Consider the following 17,850-nt stretch of genomic DNA (forward strand, 5'->3'; position numbering starts at 1 on the left):
GGGAGGTTGTCATGGAGATACATGAAATCCGGCCAGGCATGACCTGCCTGACGCGGGAAGGAACGGCCTATGTGCTGGAAGTGGACAGGCAGAGTCTGCTGGTATTGCTGCAGCGGGAAGACGAGACCATACCGGTGCAGGTACGTTGCGACGACATCCTGGGCCCCCTTGCCAGCGACTAGCGACGGCGCCCTGACAGGCGCTAGAACGGGATCAGAAAGAGCAGCTCGGCGAGGTCGGGCTGCCACTGCCACTCTCGCATCCTGACCCGCCCCTTGATCACTGGCACCCCCTCTTCCTGCAATCTTCCTACCTGTTCATCAAAACCCGCCGAGCCCTTGGGCAAGGAGATGGTACCGCCTGCGCCCAGCACGCGATGCCAGGGCAGCGTCTTGTCCGTCTCCCGCAACACTTTTCCCACCAGCCGTGCCCGCCCGGGCAGGCCCGCGAGATCGGCGACCTGGCCGTAGCTCACCACGCGGCCGACCGGGATCAGGGCCAGGATAGCCTCGATGCGCGCCACCTTGTTCAAGGGGGAAGGGGGAGGGGTCATCATCATGGTGCGTTACTCGGCGTGAAACAAAAGTGCCATCATTGTGGCGCTTCCGTGGTCTGGGGGGCAACAGGGGATCCGGCTCAGCCGAAGGTCTGGCTCAGCCCCCTGAGCTCGCTGGCGCGTTTGAGCAGCTCCTGGCTGGAGTTGTCCACCGCCTGGATCTTCTGGCTGTTGGCGCGGGAGTACTGGGAGATCTGGTGGATGTTGCGGCTGATCTCCTCCACCACCGCCTGCTGCTGTTCGGCCGCGGCGGCTATCTGGGTGGAGAACTCGGTCACCTGATCTATCTCCCCCAGCACCAGATGCAGGTTGCCGGAGCCCTGGCGCGTCATCAGGGCGCACTCGCGGGTCTGGGCCAGGTTGTCCTGCATCATCCCCTGCCAGCGGCCCAGGGTCTGCTGGATCTGGCGAATGCTGCCCTGGATCTGCTCGGTCGCCTTGTGGGTGCGGGTGGAGAGGGTGCGCACCTCGTCCGCCACCACCGCAAAGCCGCGTCCCTGCTCACCGGCCCGGGCCGCCTCGATGGCGGCGTTCAGCGCCAGCAGGTTGGTCTGCTCGGCGATGCCCTGGATCTCGCCCATGACGCTGCCGATCCGCTCGGATTCGTTCGCCAGCTCGACGGCGGAGTGGAAGGCATGCTCCGCCTGCCTGGCCAGCAGCTCCATCTGCTGCTCGGTCTGATCCAGCTGCTGCACCGTGTGCTGGCAACTGCTGCGTGCCTCTGTCACCTGGCTGTTGGTGTCCTGGATGTTGCGCGCGATTTCGTGGGCCGTGCTGGCCATCTGGGTCATGGCGGCGGCCATCTGCTGGGTCTGGGCATCCTGCTCGTTGATGTCGAGGAAGGCTTGATGGGAAGAGTCCTGCAGGTCGGTCGCCAGGGTCTGCAGGGGATGGGTGGCGTCGTTGACCCGACCCAGCACGGTACGAATGCGGGCCTGCAGCATCTTGAGATGGAAATCGGCGATGGCGCCGGGGGCGTCCCCCGAGTAGACCAGCCGGGTCAGACTGTCATATTGCTGGCCGAGCCGCTTGAGGTAACGTGGCAGCGAGATGAGTTCACGCCAGTAAGTGCCGGCGACGGCCAGCAGGGGCAACAGCATCAGCAGCACCGTCAGGGCCCCCTGGGAGAAGGCCGCCCAGCCAAAGAGCACCAGCATCAGCAGGCCGAGCAGCAGGGGTCTGGCACCGTGCAGGGAGGGCAGCTTGCTGGCGCCGCCCTGTTCGGCCTTGAGCAGGGCCTGATAGGCCTGGGCGGCGACCCGCTTGAGCTGGGGCTCCGGCTTGCAGCGTACCGACTGGTAGCCGCTTATCTTGCCGTTCTCGTAGATGGGGGTCACATAGGCGTCGACCCAGTAATAGCGGCCATCCTTGCAGCGGTTCTTGACCATGCCGCGCCAGGGGTTGCCCTCCTTGAGGCGATCCCAGAGGTCGGCGAAGGCGGCCTTGGGCATGTCGGGGTGACGCACCAGGTTGTGGTTGTGTCCGACCAGTTCATCGACATGGTAGCCAGCGATGCGGCAGAAGGCGGGGTTGGCGTAGGTGATGACGCCGCGCAGATCCGTGGTGGAGACGAGTTGCACGTCGGCGGGGAACTCAACTTCACTGTCCTGGATCTGGACGTGTTTGCGGGCCATAGGGATAAGCTCCGATGCGTTGCTGGTTGTTATTGTGGTTGAGCCGGATGCTGGCCCGGGCGCAGTGCGTCTTGCCCGGCCTCATCGGGGGCCTTATTTTGCCAACAAAGGCGGAGTAAAAGTAGGGGCCAGGTTGGATTTCTGTTGTTTGGTGGTAAAAAAATGGCGACCAAAAGGTCGCCAAAAAGAGAAAGACAACACTACCTCTGTGGCACCCGGTAACGCACCTGTAACTGATCGAGGATCTGCAGCTGGCCGGGCAGACGGGCGGCGAAGTGATCCCAGGACTTGCGGGCGGGGTCGCTCCAGGCCACCTCGGCCGTGGCGAGCATGCGCGGGAACAACATGTAGTCGAGACGATCGCGAGAAGTGATCAGTTCCGACCACAAGGGGCTCAGCACCCCCAGGATGTTATCGTTGGCATGGAAATCGGTCGGCGCAGGATCACATCGGTAGACCTGCTCCAGATTGAGGGTTCCCGCCCAGTAGAGCCCGGGTTCATGGATGTCCGGGCTCCAGGCGAGATCCAGATAGAGAGACTGGGCCGGGGCCATCACCACGGGGTAGCCCGCGGAGGCGGCATCCAGCCCCGCCTGGAAGCTGGTCCAGGCGAAGATGGTGGCGTCCCGGCTCACCTTGTCCCCGTGCAGTATCTCCTCCCACCCCAGCATCTGCTTGCCCCTGGCCGCCAGGTATTGCTGGCAGTGGCGCAGCAGGTGGCCCTGCAGCTCCCGGCAATCGGAGTAGCCCTGCTCGGCCATCAACTGCTGACAGGCGGGGCTGTCGGTCCAGACCCCGGTCGGTACCTCGTCCCCCCCCATGTGCACCTGAGTGCCGGGGAAGAGCGCGCACACCTCGTCGATCACCGCCTCCAGGAAGCGATAGGTGCCGGGCAGGGCAGGGTTGAGCACGTTGTCGTCAAAATATTGCACCGAGAGGTAGCGGGAGTGGTCCGCCTCTTCCCGCAGCAGCTCGGGCAGCGCCTTGATGGCCGCGTGGCAGTGACCCGGGATGTCTATCTCCGGGATGATGGTGATGCCGAGCCCGGCGCCGTAGGCCACCAGTTCGCGCACCTCGCTCTGGGTGTAGTAACCGCCATAGGGCTCGGGGCCGCCGCTGAGCTGGGGACCGACCGCCAGGTCATGTCCCCGCCAGGCCGCCACCTCGGTCAGCTGGGGGAAGGCCTTGATCTCGAGGCGCCACCCCTCGTCATCGGTCAGGTGCCAGTGGAAGCGGTTGAACTTGTAGAGGCTCATCTGCTTGAGCAGGCGCTTGAGGGTGGCGATGGAGTGGAAGTGGCGGGCGCAGTCGAGGAAGATGCCGCGAAAACCGAAGCGCGGTGCATCCTCCACCTCGAGGCAGGGCAGGCTCTCCCCGTGTTGCAGGGCCCACTGGGCCAGGGTCACCAGACCGTGGCGCCAGCCCGCCTCGCCGGCGGCTCGGATGCGGATCTCCTCGGGGGTGATGACGAGCTGGTATGCCTCCGGCGGGAGCTGGGCCTCGACCAGGTGGATCTCGGCGTCGTGATCCTGAGTCAGGGCCAGCCCCGTCAGCTCGTTGAAATGGGCCAGCAGGGGAGCGAGGGAGACAGGGCCGCTGACATGGGCCCGCTCGGCCAGGCGGAAGTTGCCCTCCGGCAGCCGCAGCTGAGCCGGCTGGGGCACTATGCCGTTGGCGGGCTCCACCTCGGGCAGATCGGGGGCCGCCGCCGGGCTCGGCGGCAGGCCGAGATCCTGGCCCGCCTGCACCACGGGTTGCAGCTGGGCCTGGGCGCCTTGGTCCGTCAGGCTGAGGAAGAAGCCCTGGGGCAGATCGGAGTAGCGTTTGATGGGGGTGTTGCGGCAGCAAAAACGCAGCTCGCTGACCCCCTCATGGGGCACCAGTACCTTGTAGCTGCCGCTCTGGCGCGCCAGGGAGCCCCCCTCCACCGACTGGGGATCTATCTGGCGGGTCAGGCAGAAGTGCAGCTTCCAGGGGCTGGCCGGGAGCTGGCTCAGGGTGAAGCGGAACCAGACGTCTTCACCGTCGCGACGGTCGATCTGGGTATGGATCAGGGGTGCAGACATGAAAATTCCTCTGATGGAGTGAAGGGGACGAACAGCCAGACAGCGTCCTTGTGGTATTGGTCAACCCCGGCCGGGAGCCGCAGGGCTGACATGGGCATCCCCCGCAGCGGGCAGACCGGGGTCAGGCCCGCACTTTGGGGTGGGGTGGATGGGGGCAGGTTCAGGGATGCAGACATGGGTAGGCCTCCGATTGGGCAAACAGGATGGCGCCTTCCAGCGCATCGGCTTGCGGGTGAACCAGGTTGAGGTGCCCCAGGCGAGGGGCCAGGCGCATGCCGACGCCGCCCAGCAGGGCGATGCGGTCGGCTCCCAGCAGCCTCATGCCCTCCAGCAGGGTCTGCAACTGGGCGCAGGTTTCATCCAGCAGCTGGTTGGCGAGCTCGTCTCCGTCGCTGGCGGCGTCGAACACCCAGGGGGAGAAGCGGCCATAGTCGGCGGGAATGGCGCGGGCGGCCCAGCGCACCACCTCGGCCTGATCCCGCTTGAAGTGATCGAGCAGGCGCACGGCGAGCAGGCTGGGAGGCAGGATGCCGTCGTGGCAGAGCAGGGATTGCTGGATGGCGCGCAGCCCGAGCCAGGCGCCGCTGCCGAGATCCGAGATGGGAAAGCCGCGCCCTGAGCAGCTATGCAGCTGACCATGGCGGTAGATGAGCCCGGCGGACCCTGTGCCGGCGATGAGGATGGCTCCCTCGCGGCCACCAAAGGCGCCGAGGCAGGCGCCGAAGGCGTCGGAGGTGAGCCTGACGCTCGCGAAGGGGAAGGGCATCTTAAGCAGGGCGTGGTAGCAGTCGGCCAGCTCGGCGGAGGCGAGCGCCAGCCCCACCCCCATCCGCTGTTCGCACTCGATGCCAAGCCCGGCGGCAAGGCGGGCGCTGGCGATGGCCGCCAGCACGTTGGCGTGGGCGAGGGGGATGCCGAGCTCCAGGTTGGAGCCCGCGGCGCGCCCCTCTCCCAGCACTCTTCCCCCCTTGTCCCGAATGCGGGCGCGGGTGTGAGTCCCCCCGCCATCGACCCCGACCCAATACTCAATCATGACGGGCCTCCGGCGCACTCTGCCAGCTGATGGCCAGGGCAAACCAGGCGCCGTGGGGGATCCACTGCTCCCCCCAGCGCCAGTTCTGATCCAGCCTTTCCTTGTACGCCTCCGGGATAAAGGTCACATCATTCTCGTCATCGAACCCGGCGGTGATGCCGTTGCAGATCCCCCCGGGTGCATTGGGATAACCGGCGGTGTAGCTCGGGTTGTTGATGCCGTGACCCGCCAGCATGCAGGCGTTGAACGGGTTTTGTCCGAGGATCCAGTCGAGCTGGCGCTGGCCGAACGTCATCAGGAGTGCGCTCTGCTGGGGGAAGTGGCGAGCCGCGGCGAAGGCCATGGCGGCCAGGGAGGCCAGCCGGGCGTTCTCCCCCTGCCACCAGTAACCGGACTCGTTGTGGTGGGGCATAAAGAAGCTGATGCGGGGGGCTTCGTCGACCCCCTTCACATATTGGCGGGCCAGGGCGAAGGGGTTGCCCGTCCGGGCGGCGAGGGCCAGCTCGGCGGCCAGCGCCTGCTGCACCACGGCACTCACCCGGGCGCGGCGCTCCTGATCCGGCTCGACCCCCAGGTATTCCAGCAGGGCCAGCACCGGCAGACCCGCCTCGGCGGCGTGGTAGTAAGGGCGCGAGCCGTTGTCGTTGGCACTCCAGTAGTGGCCGAGCTCGGGGTGGGGGCGCTGGCGGGCGCAGAGCCTGCCGGCCCTGTCCCTTGCCTCCCCGAGCCAGTCGCGGCCAAGGGTCTGGGTCAGCTCCACCGCCGCCAGCAGGGCGCAGTAGTCGTCTATGATGTTCTCGCAACCGTCGTCCAGGTAGGCGAGGTTGTGTTCGCGCAGGTGCAGGTAGCCGCGCCTGGCCGCCCCGGCATAGTGGCTGGTATCAAAGTCGCCGCCGGTCTGCTCGCGGGCTGCCCGGGCCAGGGCGGCGATGGCCATGCCGCCCCCCTGGCGAAAGCCCGCCTGCCAGTTGGCGGATTTGAGCCCCTGCTGGGTGGCGTAGGCGCACAGCTCGCGCTGCTCGGGATCCTTGCTCCACTTGTCGAACAGTGTCATGTAGAAGAAGCCGCTCTCATCTTGCATCCGGCAGAGAAAATCCGCCCCGTGCAGCCCCTCGTCACTGAGCCGCTTGCAGAGGTTCAGCCCGTCGATGTCCCGGCGCGTCGCCAGGAGCGCCCGGCTCTTGAGCAGACTCCACACCACCAATGGAGTCTGCTGGGGATTGAGGTAGTTGGCGTAGGATAGGTGGCTCAGGTACTTGCTCATGTCGCCGCTGGCATCGAACCAGCCCCCGTGCACATCCTTGTGCCGGTCGGTGCCAAACAGGCGGGCGCTGCGGTCGGCTCGATCGAAGGAGCCGCTGGCGCGCTGCCCCTTGAAGTAGTGAATGACATCGGAGAGGCAGCGGCTGGCCAGCAGATCCTGACCGATGGCGAAGCGGGTGGAGCGGACTATGCCCTGGGCTGTTATCGCCTCCAGCCGGTAGTGGCCGGACTCCTTGAATGCGGAGAAGTCGGCGCGCCAGTAAGCGCGCCCCTGCCAGCCGGGCACCTGGCCTGCGGCCTGGAGAGGAAGCTCCAGCAGGAGGCGGTCATCATGGAGGCGGCGCAGTCGCACCAGGCCGCTTATCTCCACGTCGGCGGCGGTCTGCAGCAGGGCAATCTTGTGTCCGTCACACTCGTAACCCACCTGATTGATCAAGAGTTCCATCCAGCTTTACTCCCTGGTCTGGGGCAATGAAGGGGCCTCGCGAAGAGGCCCGGGTGAAGGTGTCGCGGGCCGGTAAGGCCGCCCCGGCATGGGGGCTGGCTTATTCGTGCAGGTAGCAGCGCACGAAGTGGTTGTCGGCAAGCCGGGTCACGGGAGGCAGGCTCTCCTTGCAGCGCGCCATGGCCTGATGGCAGCGACCGGCGAAGGGGCAGCCCCGGGATTCTGGGGTCCAGAGCGGTATCTCCCCCTTGCGGCCCCCCTCCAGCTCGGCGTGGATGCTCTTCTCGGGATCGGGCACCGCCGAGATGAGCAGCTGGGTGTAGGGGTGCTGGGGGTGGTGCAGTATCTCGTCCACCTCCCCCCACTCCACCATGTGCCCCACGTACATCACCGCCAAGTCTTCGGCCACGTAGCGGGCGGTGGCGATGTCGTGGGTGATGTAAAGCATGGAGACGCCGAGCTCGTTCTTCATCTGCTCCATCAGGTTGAGGATGCCGATGCGAATGGAGACGTCGAGCATGGAGGTGGGCTCGTCCGCCAGCACCACTTCCGCCTCCACCGCCAGGTTGCGGGCGATATTGACCCGCTGGCGCTGGCCGCCGGAGAGCTGGTGGGGATACTTGGCCGCCGTCGCCTTGGCCGGGGTCAGCCCCACTTTCTCCAGCAGGGCATAGACCATGTCGGGCAGCTCCCGCTTGTCGCTCACCTTGCTGTGCAGCAGCAGGGGGCGGGCGATGTGGTGGTAGATGGTGTGGGTCGGATTCAATGAACCGAACGGATCCTGCCACACCATCTGCACGCTCTGGCGATAGTCCAGCAGGGCGGTACCCTTGTTGAACTCCTCCAGATCCCGGCCCCGGTAGAGGATGCGGCCGTTGGAGAGCTTGTACATCTTGGCGATGATCTTGGCGATGGTGCTCTTGCCGGAGCCCGACTCCCCCACCACCGCCAGGGCGCGGCCCCGGTGCAGGTTGAAGGTGATGTCGGAGAGGGCCCGCATCTTGCCGCTCTTGATGGCATTGGAGTTGACGGCGAAGTCCTTGTAGAGATGCTGGACTTCGATGATGGGCGCGTCGGTTTGGGCGATTTGCATGACAGACATCCTTAACAGCCAGCGGCCTTGTCCAGATAGATGGGGTGGTTCAGGGATTCCTCGGCCGAGTCATAGAGGTGGCAGGCGGCCTGCTGCCCGGGCCGGATCTCGGCCAGCTGGGTATATTCCTGGCGGCAGCGTTCGTGCACCTTGCCGCAGCGGGCCTGGAAGCGGCAGCCGACCGGCACCTCCAGCAGGTTGAGCGGGGTGCCGGGGATCCCCTCCAGCACGGTTTTCGGGCCGTGCAGGGGGGGGAAGGAGTTGCCGAGCCCCCGGGTGTAGGGGTGCAATGGGGCGGTCAGAATTGACTTGGACGGCGCCACCTCCACCAGCTCCCCCGCATACATGATGCCGATGCGATCGCAGAACTCGACCATGAGGGAGAGATCGTGGGTGATGAAGAGAATGGAGAAGTTGAACTTCGCCTTGAGGGCGTAGACCTTCTGCAGTATCTCCCGCTGCACCACCACATCCAGCGCCGTGGTGGGCTCATCCATGATGAGCAGCTCGGGGTTGAGCGCCATGGCGATGGCGATCACCAGTCGCTGGCGCATGCCGCCGGAGAACTGGTGCGGGTAGTCCTTGAGCCGGCTCGGGTGGATGTCGACTATCTCCAGCAGCTCCTGGGCGCGCTTGATCGCCTCGTAGCGGGTCATGCCGGGGTTGTGGGCCAGCAGCACGTCGCAGAACTGCTCCTCCATGCGCAGCACGGGGTTGAGCGCATTCATGGCGGACTGGAACACCACGCTCGCCTGGCGCCAGCGGTAGCTGCGCAGCCGCTCGTCGTCAAAGCCGAGGATGTTCTCCCCCTTGAACAGGATCTCGCCGCCACTGATGTAGGCGGGCGGCTTGTGCAGCCGGGCCACCGAGAAGGCGACCGTGGACTTGCCGCAGCCGGACTCGCCGGCTAGGCCGAAGACTTCGCCGGGGGCGATGTCAAAGCTGACGGAGTTGACGGCGCGCACGTCGCCGCTCTCTGTGATGTAGTCGACGCAGAGGTTGCGCACCGACAGCAGGGGTTGTTGCAAGCTCATGCTGTCTTCTCCTGGGCGGCAATGGGGGTGACGGGGGCGGCGAGCTGTTTCCAGCGGCGCAGGCCCTTGTGAGAGCGCAGTTGCGGGTTCGCTATCTCGTCGATGGCGAAGTTGAGCATGGCCAGGCCCGCCCCCAGAGTGGCGATGGCGAAGCAGGGGGCCAGGATCTCCCACCAGGCGCCGACCAGGATGGCGCTGGAGGTCTGGGCGTTGTAGAGCATGATGCCCCAGCTGACCACGGTGGGATCACCCAGTCCCAGGAACTCCAGGGTCGCCTCGGTGACGATGGCGTAGATGATGGAGCCGATGAAGCTCACCCCTATGATGGAGATGAGGTTGGGCAGTATCTCCACCAGGATGATGCGCCAGGCCGGCTCCCCCAGCACCTCGGCGGCGATGACGAACTCTTTCTCCCGCAGCGCCAGGGTCTGGGCACGGATCACCCGGGCGCCATAGGCCCAGGAGGTAAAGCCTATGATGAGCGCAATCACCGTCGGTGACGCCTCCCCGATAAAGCTCGCGAGCACCAGTAATAAAGGGAGGTTGGGGATCACCAGCACCACGTTCATCAGGAAGGTGAGGCACTCGTCCACTACGCCGCCGAAGTAACCGGCTGTGATGCCGATGCCGATGGCGAGGGCGCAGACCAGCAGGCCTGCCCCGAAGCCCACCATCAGGGAGATGCGGGCGCCGCTGGTGAACTGGGCCCAGAGATCGTGGCCCATGCGGTTGGATCCCATCACCAGCTCCACGCTGGGGGGCTGGTGGGGGCGGGCGACCCGCTTGGTGGGCTCGTTGCTGGCGAGCAGCGGGGCAAACAGGGCCATCAGCACGAAGGTGACCACGATGGCGAGGCCGAAGGCCGCCTTCTTGTTGCCCAGCAGGATTTTCAGAATAGTCGGCATACGCATCTTATTTGCCTCCTGTACGCAGACGGGGATCCAGGAAGACATAGAGCACGTCCGCCAGGAAGTTGAAGCTGAGCATGGTGATGGTCATGATGAGCAGTTGCCCCTGAATGAGCGGGTAGTCGCGGGCCAGGATGCCCTGATAGAGGGTCAGTCCCAGGCCGGGGTAGTTGAAGATCACCTCTGTGATGAGGGAGCCGCCGATGACGAAGCCGAGTGCCATGGAGAGGGCGGTGACGCTGGGCAGCACGGCGTTGCGGGCGCCGTAGTTGAAGATGACCCTGTTGCTGGAGAGCCCCTTGGCCTTGGCCATGGTGATGTAGTCCTCGCCGAGCAGGTTGATCATGTTGTTGCGCATGGTGATGAGGAAGCCCCCCACCTGCACCATGGCCAGGGTGCCCACCGGCATGATGGCGTGCAGCATGATGCTCTTGATGTGTTCCCAGCCGAAGTCGGCGGTGATCTCCGGGCTGTAGGCGTAGCCGATGGGCAGCCAGCCGAGGCTGACCCCGAACAGGAACAGGGCGAGCAGGGAGACCACCACGGGGGGAATGGCCTGCATCACCAGGGTGAGCGGGGAGAGGATGCTGTCCATGCGTCCCCCCCGGTACCAGGCGGCGAAGATGCCGACGATGGAGCCGATGGAGAAGCTCAGAATGGTGGAGGTGCCCACCAGGAACAGGGTCCAGCCGATGGCGCGACCGAGCACGTCGGCGACCGGTTGGGGGTAGTAGCGCACCGAGGTGCCGAGATCCCAGGTGAAGACACTCTTCACATAGGCGAGAAACTGGGTGGTGATGGGACCGTCAACGAACCCGAAGGTGGCCTTGAGGGCCTCGAGGGCGGCAGGTTCCATCATGGCGCCGGCCCGGGCGAACATGACGGAGACGGGATCTCCGGGCATGGCTCTGGGCAGCAGGAAGTTGATGGTGGCGGCCACCAGGAAGGCGACCAGATAGAAGGAGAAGCGTCTTAGTATAAATCCCATGGTGATACCTTTTACTGCAAGCCTGCCCCGCGCCGGGCAAAGCTCCCCCAACCCCGACAAAGACGGGGGATGGAAGACATGGCGGGGAAAGAGGCCCCCCGCAGGGGGCCGAGGTGATTAGCTGTTTGGCTTGAGTGACAACACGTGCAGCAGACGCTCCGGGGTGTCCGGGTGTACCTGCGGCTTGGCGACCGGGTTGTCGGCACTGAACCAGCCATTGAAGCGCTTGGTGCTGTATTCGTACCAGGTCGGGTTGTTGAACACCGGGATGATGGTCTGGTTGGCCCCGACGCGCTCCTGGATGGCAAACATGATCTCCTTCTGCTTGGCCGCATCGGCGGTCTGGGTGAAGTCATCGATCAGCTTGTCGAGTTCGGGATCCTTGTAACGGGGCGCCGCGAAGCGGTTGCCGCGCTCACCCATGTTGCGGGAGTGGAAGGCGGTCTCGAAGTACTTGTGCGGGTTGGCACCGGCAAAGTAACCCTGCAGGGCGACGTCGAAGTCACCTGTGATCAGGTTCTCGGTCCAGACGGTGGCTTCCGGGGTGGAGGTCTTGGCGTTCAGGCCCAGGGCCTGCAGGCCTTCGACCCCGATCTGGACTGTGTTGACCCAGTCGGTCCAGCCGTTCGGTACCAGCACCTTGAACTCGATCTTCTTGCAGCTCGGGGTGTCGAGGAACTTGTCGCCGTCACAGTCCTTGTAGCCCGCTTCCTTCAGCAGTGCCTTGGCACCTTCCAGATCGAACTTGTTGTATTTGCCGTATTTCTTCTCGACTTCCGGGTTGTCCCAGGAGGCGAATGCCTTGCCCAGACCCGACGGGTATTCGTTGACGGTCGGATAGCCGTAGCCTGCGATGTCCACCATGGACTGGCGGTCCATCGCCATGGAGAAGGCGCGGCGGAAGTTGATGTCGTTGAAGGCTTCGTTATTGCCCGGGTTCTTGCTCTGGAAGTTGACGTTGAACGCCACGGTACCGGAGGCCGGGAACCAGTACTTGTTGTTCTTGGGATCGTTGCCGACGTAGAGGCGCTCGATGTCCGGCACGAAGGAACCGAACCAGTCCACGTCACCCTTCATGACGGCAGCCAGTACCTGGTCGTTGGTGGCCATCTGCGGCATGCGCAGGCAGTCGATGGCGAGGTTGGCGTTGTCCCAGTAGTGCGGGTTGCGGCACTGGGTATAGAGCTGGGCGGAGAAGTTGTCCACTTCGGTGAAGGGACCAGTGCCGACCGGCTTGTCGTTGGTGAAGGCAACCGGGTCTTTCACTGACTTCCACTGATGCTCGGGGACGATAGGCACCAGCACCAGGTCGTTCACCACGTTGGTGTTGACCTCGGCCAGGTCGAATTTGACCTTGTGCTCACCCAGCTTCTCGACACCCTTGATCTGAGTCCAGATGGAGCGCTCGTCCAGCGCCTTGTTGGCCTTGACCAGGTTGAAGGAGAAGAGGATGTCGTCGGCGGTGAAGGCTTCACCATCGGACCACTTGACCCCTTCGCGCAGGTCAAAGGTGACCGACTTCAGGTCATCGCTGAAGGCATAGTTGGTGGCCAGACGATAGACGGGTTTGCCACCCTGCATATCGTTGAAGATCACCAGCGGCTCGTAGATGAAGTGACGGGTGGTGTGCAGCAGACCGGCCTGCAGGAAGGGGTTGAAGTTCTTGACCCATGCGGTCTCCTGTTGCGCGACCAGGGTCAGCACCGTCTTGTTCTCGGCGGCCATGGCAGTGCCGGCGGTGCCGGCGAGCATCAGGGTTCCCAGCATGACTGAGGTAGCGATTTTGGATACTTTGGCAAGCATATTTTTTCCTTTCTTATTGGTCTTCCATGGTTTTGGAATGGAGCACCGGATCCCATGCTTGGATGCCGGCCCTCAATGTTGGTCAGGTTTTGCACCCTTGTAGTTGTGTCATCCAACGCCCTTAGAAAAGCAGAGTTAACAGGAAAACAACAACTCTTCATTTCGTCGATATCGTAAAAACTCGCACTCTCTCGTCATTATCGTCAAACTCTATTTTTAATCCTTTTAAATTATACAGTTGCATTAATTCTCACAAAGTACCAAGTCACCCTTTATGACAATTCAAAGACGATAGTGTGAAGTGGATCGTGCTCGTTTTTGCGCCCCTTCAGTGGCTTTTTTTTGAGCTTGAAACAAGCGAACCTGGGGGCGGGGCAGAACTGTGCGCTGGCTCACTAAGGGGGCATCTCCCGGTGAGTCGGGTGATGGCTAGCGGCCTCCCTCTTGCAGAAGGAGCCGGTGCAGGCTGCCGAGGGGGGGCGCGCAGGTGGCTTGCTGGCAATAAAAAAGCCAGTCAGCAGTCACTGACTGGCTTCGGGTGTCACATCCGTTGGCGGATTAGTTGACCAGGCTGGCCCACAGGTCGTACTTGTCCGCCTCGTCGATGCGGACCTTGACGAGATCGCCGGGCTTCAGATCGGTTTCACCGTTCAGGTAGACCAGGCCGTCGATCTCGGGGGCGTCGGCGAAGGAGCGGCCGGTGGCGCCCTCGACCGGGCTGTATTTGAAGCAGCCAACGCAGTCCAGCTCCACCTTGTCGACGAAGCCGCAGGCCAAGACCACCTTCCCCCCGACCAGTCTGCCACGCCAGCTGCAGACCGGTTGCTGGGTCATGGCGGGAAAGTGCGCCTTGGCTCCCGACCCCTTCCACTCCCTGGCTGGTTATGATATCCATTCGATAACCTTGTCTAGAGCATGCCGGTCTCGGAGCCTAGCTGCTGGCGAGGCCGCCGCTCGCGGGTGCGACCCTGGGTTTCGCCTCGCCGTGTTCATCCTTCCCCAGCCGGTCAGGGGTCATACGCAAAAGAGGCTTTATGGAGTTGTTGTTACTGGCTGATGAGCCATCTGCCGCAGGCGTGGTTGCCTCATGGTATTTTGACGAATGGTGCCGCGACAGTGGTCGCTGCACTCAAGAGCAGGTGCTGGCCAAGGTCACGGCGGCCACCCAGGTCGACCGGGCTCCGCTGATGGTACTGGCCCGCCTGGCCGGTGAATGGGTGGGGGCTGCCGAGCTCAAGATCCGCGAAATGGCGATGTTTCCCGAGTACGAGTATTGGTTAGGTGGGGTCTATGTCGTTGAAAAAGCACGCGGGCAGGGGGTCGCCTCCTTGCTGGTAACAGAGATCCTCAGCCGTGCCCGCGGGGCGGGGATCAGCAAGCTGTACTTGCAAACCGAGAACCTGAGCGGTGGCGTTTATTGCCGCCATGGTTTCAAGGCCCTTGAGGAGGTCCATTATAAAGGCCTTCATGTTCTGGTGATGGTGGCGGATACCGGCCTCTCGCCCTCGTCAGAAGCGCTGACCCGGTGACGCCAGGCGCAGCAGCGTGCGCCCCGCTTCAGCGCGCAAAACCTATCGGTGCTACCAATAAAAAAGCCAGTCAGGGCCACTGACTGGCTTTTTTATTGGCGCCTGCCGGGCAGGCGCCATCATGAACTGCGGACTTAACCTATCAGGCTGGCCCACAGGTCGTACTCGTCCGCTTCGTCTATGCGGACCTTGACCATGTCGCCGGGTTTGAGGCCGGTTTCACCGTTCAGGTAGACCAGACCGTCGATCTCGGGGGCGTCGGCGAAGGAGCGGCCGGTGGCGCCCTCTTCGTCCACTTCGTCGATCAGCACTGTCATCTCCTTGCCGACCTTGCGGGCCAGCTTGCGAACGGAGACCTGTTGCTGCAGCTCCATGAAGCGCTGGAAACGCTCTTCCTGGACCTCTTCCGGCACAGGATCCGGCAGCTCGTTGGCCTTGGCGCCCTCGACCGGGCTGTATTTGAAGCAGCCAACCCTGTCCAGTTCAGCCTTGTCGATGAAGTCCAGCAGCATCTGGAACTCTTCTTCGGTCTCGCCGGGGAAGCCGACGATGAAGGTGGAGCGCAGGGTGATCTCGGGGCAGATCTCGCGCCACTTCTGGATGCGCTCCAGGGTGCGCTCGACGGTACCCGGGCGCTTCATCAGCTTGAGGATGCGCGGGCTGGCGTGTTGCAGCGGAATGTCCAGGTAGGGCAGTACCTTGCCGTCGCGCATCAGCGGGATGACGTCATCCACGTGGGGATAGGGGTAGACGTAGTGCAGGCGCACCCAGATGTCGAGCTTGGCCAGCTCTTCGCACAGGGCGACCATGCTGGTCTTGACCGGCATGCCGTCGTAGAAACCGGTGCGGTGCTTGACGTCCACGCCGTAGGCGGAGGTGTCCTGGGAGATCACCAGTATCTCTTTGACGCCGGCCTCTTTCAGGCGCTTGGCCTCGGCCAGTACCTCGCCGATGGGGCGGCTCACCAGATCCCCGCGCATGGAGGGGATGATGCAGAAGGTGCAGCGGTGGTTGCAGCCCTCGGAGATCTTGAGATAGGCGTAGTGACGGGGAGTCAGCTTGACGCCGTGGGCCGGCACCAGGCTGGTGAAGGGGTTGTGGGTCGGCTTCTCCACGTACTTGTGAACGTGGCCCAGCACCTCTTCATAGGCGTGGGGGCCGGTGATCTCGAGCACCTTGGGGTGGATCTCGCGGATCTGGTTCTCTTTGGCGCCGAGGCAGCCGGTGACTATCACCTTGCCGTTTTCGGCCAGGGCCTCGCCGATGGCTTCCAGCGACTCCTGTACCGCGCTGTCGATGAAGCCGCAGGTGTTGACCACCACCAGCTCCGCATCGTCATAGCTGGGCACCACATCGTACCCTTCGGTACGCAGCTGGGTCAGGATACGCTCGGAATCGACCAGATTTTTGGGGCAACCCAAGGAGACGAATCCTACTTTGGGGGCCTGTTTTGTGTTGGACATCGCTCAATCACTCTTAGGTGGCTCTTATTCAAGGGCGCGGATTTTACCGGAATGGCTAACCAAAAACTATACAACCGAGGTTGTCAGGCCGAACAATATTTACGGTCAGCTTTTGTCCCTTGCCGTCAGGGAGGCTGTGCCCGCTCATGAGGGCACAGCCGCCGTCTCCTCGCCGCCGGGGAAGCCTGGCCCTGGTTGACCCGCTGGAGGGGACAGGCACTCAGGACTTCTTTGAGTAGTCTTAAATCTGATAGGGTGACATGTCCGCTGATGGGATATTAAAGGAGCACACAATGAAGAGCCGATCCTGGTTGATTGCCGCCGTCCTGGCACTTGCATCTGGCCCCAGCCATGCCGACTGGGCGAAATTGAAGGAAGCGGCCTCCGAGCTTGGCACCGCGGTGAGCGACACCAGCAAGGAAGCCTGGCAGGGGATCACCGACTTCTCCAAGGCGACCTGGGAGTCTGTCTCCACCTGGGGAGCCGATGCCTACAACAAGGCGGGCGCCTGGACAGAAGAGAGTGCCGCCACCGGCAAGGAGTGGTTGACGGCCGCCGACAAGAAGCTCGACACCATGCTGGAGCCCAAGACCCCCGCCGAGGCCAGAACCGCCCTGGATACCATGGCCGATACCGCCCTGGTACGGCTGTTCAACGAGCAACCCTCCGCCAAGCTGCTGTTTGACAAGGCCTATGGCTATGCGGTGTTCGACTCGCGCAAGTTCTCCCTGATGGTGCACACCAACCAGGGCTCCGGGGTTGCCATCAATCGCAAGACGGGCAAGCACACCTATATGAAGATGTTTGGCGCCGGGCTGGCCGCTGGCATGGGGGGCAAGTTCTACCAGCAGGTGGTGCTGTTTGAAGACAAGGCCAGATTCGATGCCTTCGTCAACAAGGGCTGGGAGGCCACCTCCGAAGTGGGGGCCGTGGCCGGCAAGGAGAGTGCCGAGCTGACCGCCAAGTACAATGGCGGCATGGCCATCTACCAGATCGGGGAGAAGGGGCTGCTGCTCGATGCCAATATCTCGGGTTCCAAATACTGGCTTGATGAGGATCTGAACAAGTGACGAAGGTCCCTGGCAGCGATCCGGTATTTTTCTTTTATCATGTTGAAATACTGCCTGTTTAAATGACGTGACTTGCAGTAAAAAGGGGGCCTTCGGCCCTCTTTTTCATGGGCGAAAGCAAGACACAGTCGTTGAACAAGGAGAGTGGCATGACCCAAGCATCTGAATCTGCCGTGGACCGGCGCCGGGAGTGGGAGCGGCAGAGCATCTATCTGCGGCTGCAGGAGGGCAGTCCCATGGTCCTCTGGGTCAATGGCGATGAGGTCGCACCCCTGGCGGAAGGGGCGGCTGAGGGGGTCGTCTTCGGCTGGGGACGGGCGGACGAGGCGACCATGGCTCTGGCGCTGGCCATCGTCGCCAGGCTGGTGGAGGTGGGCCTGGTGGCCCCTGAGCAGGCCACCGAGAAGGCGCGCTTCCTGCACGACGAGGTGCTGGTCAAGCTGCCAGCGGACGAGCACCGAGATCTGCATCTCGGTTATCTGAAGCTGGTGCTGGGGTGACATGAGCCGGGGCCAGGGGGCCTGCTTGTGGCTGCCCCTTGGCGCTGGCGGCCAGTCCCTCTTCCCTTTTGGCACTCTAATTGCTTAAGGCTTGCCAGTGTCAATGATTTGTCTGGGAAGGGAAGATGGAAATTAGCGCAAGCAGCCTGATGCAAGAGATGCAGGCACTCAAGGTCGAAGCCGGTGCCACGCCGCTGACCCAGCCCGGTCGTCAGGTCAATTCGGATTTTGGTCAGATGCTGCAGCAGGCACTCAACAACGTCAACGAGCTGCAGGGTGGCGCCAACGATCTGCGCACCCGGTTCGACATGGGTGACAAGTCGGTGGACCTGTCCGAGGTGATGATCGCCGGGCAGAAATCCTCCATCGCCTTCGAGGCGACGGTGCAGGTGCGTAACAAGATGGTCGATGCCTACAAGACCATCATGAACATGCCGGTATAAGAAACCCATGGCGACTGAGCAT

Annotated in this window: 16 protein-coding genes and 1 pseudogene; 5 read left to right on the forward strand and 12 right to left on the reverse strand. The window is 63.4% G+C overall.

What is annotated here, in order from left to right; all coding sequences use genetic code 11:
• Window positions 1-11 precede the first annotated feature (11 nt).
• A complete protein-coding gene (locus AAHB08_RS00165; RefSeq protein ID WP_162852227.1) occupies window positions 12-182 on the forward strand; it encodes a hypothetical protein in 171 nt (56 codons plus the stop codon).
• Window positions 183-202: 20 nt separating this feature from the next.
• Here the strand turns inward: AAHB08_RS00165 and AAHB08_RS00170 are convergent, their stop codons facing one another.
• From AAHB08_RS00170 to rimO (AAHB08_RS00220), 11 genes and pseudogenes are all read right to left on the reverse strand, one after another.
• Window positions 203-559, reverse strand: a complete 357-nt coding sequence (locus AAHB08_RS00170; RefSeq protein WP_342057755.1) for an MGMT family protein — start codon at window positions 557-559, stop codon at window positions 203-205.
• Window positions 560-636: 77 nt separating this feature from the next.
• Window positions 637-2,190, reverse strand: a complete 1,554-nt coding sequence (locus tag AAHB08_RS00175; RefSeq protein ID WP_342057756.1) for a methyl-accepting chemotaxis protein — start codon at window positions 2,188-2,190, stop codon at window positions 637-639.
• 200 nt (window positions 2,191-2,390) lie between these two features.
• Window positions 2,391-4,256, reverse strand: coding sequence for a beta-N-acetylhexosaminidase (locus tag AAHB08_RS00180; RefSeq protein ID WP_342057757.1), 1,866 nt, complete (start codon window positions 4,254-4,256; stop codon window positions 2,391-2,393).
• Window positions 4,257-4,416: 160 nt separating this feature from the next.
• Window positions 4,417-5,289, reverse strand: a complete 873-nt coding sequence (locus tag AAHB08_RS00185) for a BadF/BadG/BcrA/BcrD ATPase family protein (RefSeq protein WP_342057758.1) — start codon at window positions 5,287-5,289, stop codon at window positions 4,417-4,419.
• Window positions 5,282-6,997, reverse strand: coding sequence for a glycoside hydrolase family 9 protein (locus AAHB08_RS00190; protein WP_342057759.1), 1,716 nt, complete (start codon window positions 6,995-6,997; stop codon window positions 5,282-5,284). Before AAHB08_RS00190 ends, AAHB08_RS00185 begins: the two co-directional genes overlap by 8 nt.
• A gap of 100 nt (window positions 6,998-7,097) precedes the next feature.
• Window positions 7,098-8,090 carry an ABC transporter ATP-binding protein gene (locus tag AAHB08_RS00195; protein WP_139435555.1) on the reverse strand — a complete coding sequence of 331 codons (993 nt, stop codon included), beginning with the start codon at window positions 8,088-8,090 and terminating at the stop codon, window positions 7,098-7,100.
• An 11-nt stretch (window positions 8,091-8,101) separates the two neighbouring features.
• Complete coding sequence (locus AAHB08_RS00200; protein WP_342057760.1) at window positions 8,102-9,124, reverse strand: ABC transporter ATP-binding protein; 1,023 nt, start codon at window positions 9,122-9,124, stop codon at window positions 8,102-8,104.
• Window positions 9,121-10,035: an ABC transporter permease gene (locus AAHB08_RS00205; RefSeq protein ID WP_111910280.1), complete on the reverse strand. Its 915-nt coding sequence runs from the start codon at window positions 10,033-10,035 to the stop codon at window positions 9,121-9,123. Before AAHB08_RS00205 ends, AAHB08_RS00200 begins: the two co-directional genes overlap by 4 nt.
• Before the next feature lies 1 nt (window position 10,036).
• Window positions 10,037-11,020, reverse strand: a complete 984-nt coding sequence (locus tag AAHB08_RS00210) for an ABC transporter permease (RefSeq protein ID WP_005331240.1) — start codon at window positions 11,018-11,020, stop codon at window positions 10,037-10,039.
• 117 nt (window positions 11,021-11,137) lie between these two features.
• Window positions 11,138-12,823 (reverse strand): ABC transporter substrate-binding protein, encoded by a 1,686-nt coding sequence (locus AAHB08_RS00215; RefSeq protein ID WP_139435547.1) that lies wholly within the window; start codon window positions 12,821-12,823, stop codon window positions 11,138-11,140.
• 558 nt (window positions 12,824-13,381) lie between these two features.
• Window positions 13,382-13,588 (reverse strand): annotated as a pseudogene (gene rimO / locus AAHB08_RS00220) (30S ribosomal protein S12 methylthiotransferase RimO); the annotation flags it as partial.
• A gap of 269 nt (window positions 13,589-13,857) precedes the next feature.
• On the opposite strand from rimO (AAHB08_RS00220), the gene AAHB08_RS00225 reads away from it, so the two are divergent.
• On the forward strand, window positions 13,858-14,352 hold the full coding sequence (locus tag AAHB08_RS00225; RefSeq protein ID WP_342057761.1) for a GNAT family N-acetyltransferase: 495 nt from the start codon (window positions 13,858-13,860) through the stop codon (window positions 14,350-14,352).
• 134 nt (window positions 14,353-14,486) lie between these two features.
• On the opposite strand, the gene rimO (AAHB08_RS00230) is transcribed toward AAHB08_RS00225, so the two are convergent.
• On the reverse strand, window positions 14,487-15,815 hold the full coding sequence (gene rimO / locus AAHB08_RS00230; protein ID WP_247625806.1) for a 30S ribosomal protein S12 methylthiotransferase RimO: 1,329 nt from the start codon (window positions 15,813-15,815) through the stop codon (window positions 14,487-14,489).
• A 293-nt stretch (window positions 15,816-16,108) separates the two neighbouring features.
• Between rimO (AAHB08_RS00230) and befA the strand changes: the two genes are divergently transcribed.
• The 3 genes from befA to fliE all read left to right on the forward strand — a co-directional run bounded on the left by befA (window position 16,109) and on the right by fliE (window position 17,828).
• On the forward strand, window positions 16,109-16,885 hold the full coding sequence (befA, locus tag AAHB08_RS00235) for a beta cell expansion factor BefA (RefSeq protein ID WP_139435540.1): 777 nt from the start codon (window positions 16,109-16,111) through the stop codon (window positions 16,883-16,885).
• Between the two features lie 149 nt (window positions 16,886-17,034).
• Entirely contained in the window at window positions 17,035-17,385 is a 351-nt protein-coding gene (locus AAHB08_RS00240) for a hypothetical protein (protein WP_342057762.1), read from the forward strand.
• 125 nt (window positions 17,386-17,510) lie between these two features.
• On the forward strand, window positions 17,511-17,828 hold the full coding sequence (gene fliE / locus AAHB08_RS00245; RefSeq protein WP_342057763.1) for a flagellar hook-basal body complex protein FliE: 318 nt from the start codon (window positions 17,511-17,513) through the stop codon (window positions 17,826-17,828).
• Window positions 17,829-17,850: the final 22 nt, after the last annotated feature.

Source organism: Aeromonas sp. OTU364 (assembly GCF_038440395.1).
In the GTDB taxonomy this organism is placed as follows: Bacteria; Pseudomonadota; Gammaproteobacteria; order Enterobacterales; family Aeromonadaceae; genus Aeromonas.

Coding starts and splice junctions, on each gene's coding strand:
- AAHB08_RS00165 (WP_162852227.1), top strand. CDS start 12: ATGGAGATACATGAAATCCGGCCAGGCATGACCTGCCTGACGCGGGAA.
- AAHB08_RS00170 (WP_342057755.1), bottom strand. CDS start 559: ATGATGATGACCCCTCCCCCTTCCCCCTTGAACAAGGTGGCGCGCATC.
- AAHB08_RS00175 (WP_342057756.1), bottom strand. CDS start 2,190: ATGGCCCGCAAACACGTCCAGATCCAGGACAGTGAAGTTGAGTTCCCC.
- AAHB08_RS00180 (WP_342057757.1), bottom strand. CDS start 4,256: ATGTCTGCACCCCTGATCCATACCCAGATCGACCGTCGCGACGGTGAA.
- AAHB08_RS00185 (WP_342057758.1), bottom strand. CDS start 5,289: ATGATTGAGTATTGGGTCGGGGTCGATGGCGGGGGGACTCACACCCGC.
- AAHB08_RS00190 (WP_342057759.1), bottom strand. CDS start 6,997: ATGGAACTCTTGATCAATCAGGTGGGTTACGAGTGTGACGGACACAAG.
- AAHB08_RS00195 (WP_139435555.1), bottom strand. CDS start 8,090: ATGCAAATCGCCCAAACCGACGCGCCCATCATCGAAGTCCAGCATCTC.
- AAHB08_RS00200 (WP_342057760.1), bottom strand. CDS start 9,124: ATGAGCTTGCAACAACCCCTGCTGTCGGTGCGCAACCTCTGCGTCGAC.
- AAHB08_RS00205 (WP_111910280.1), bottom strand. CDS start 10,035: ATGCGTATGCCGACTATTCTGAAAATCCTGCTGGGCAACAAGAAGGCG.
- AAHB08_RS00210 (WP_005331240.1), bottom strand. CDS start 11,020: ATGGGATTTATACTAAGACGCTTCTCCTTCTATCTGGTCGCCTTCCTG.
- AAHB08_RS00215 (WP_139435547.1), bottom strand. CDS start 12,823: ATGCTTGCCAAAGTATCCAAAATCGCTACCTCAGTCATGCTGGGAACC.
- AAHB08_RS00225 (WP_342057761.1), top strand. CDS start 13,858: ATGGAGTTGTTGTTACTGGCTGATGAGCCATCTGCCGCAGGCGTGGTT.
- rimO (WP_247625806.1), bottom strand. CDS start 15,815: ATGTCCAACACAAAACAGGCCCCCAAAGTAGGATTCGTCTCCTTGGGT.
- befA (WP_139435540.1), top strand. CDS start 16,109: ATGAAGAGCCGATCCTGGTTGATTGCCGCCGTCCTGGCACTTGCATCT.
- AAHB08_RS00240 (WP_342057762.1), top strand. CDS start 17,035: ATGACCCAAGCATCTGAATCTGCCGTGGACCGGCGCCGGGAGTGGGAG.
- fliE (WP_342057763.1), top strand. CDS start 17,511: ATGGAAATTAGCGCAAGCAGCCTGATGCAAGAGATGCAGGCACTCAAG.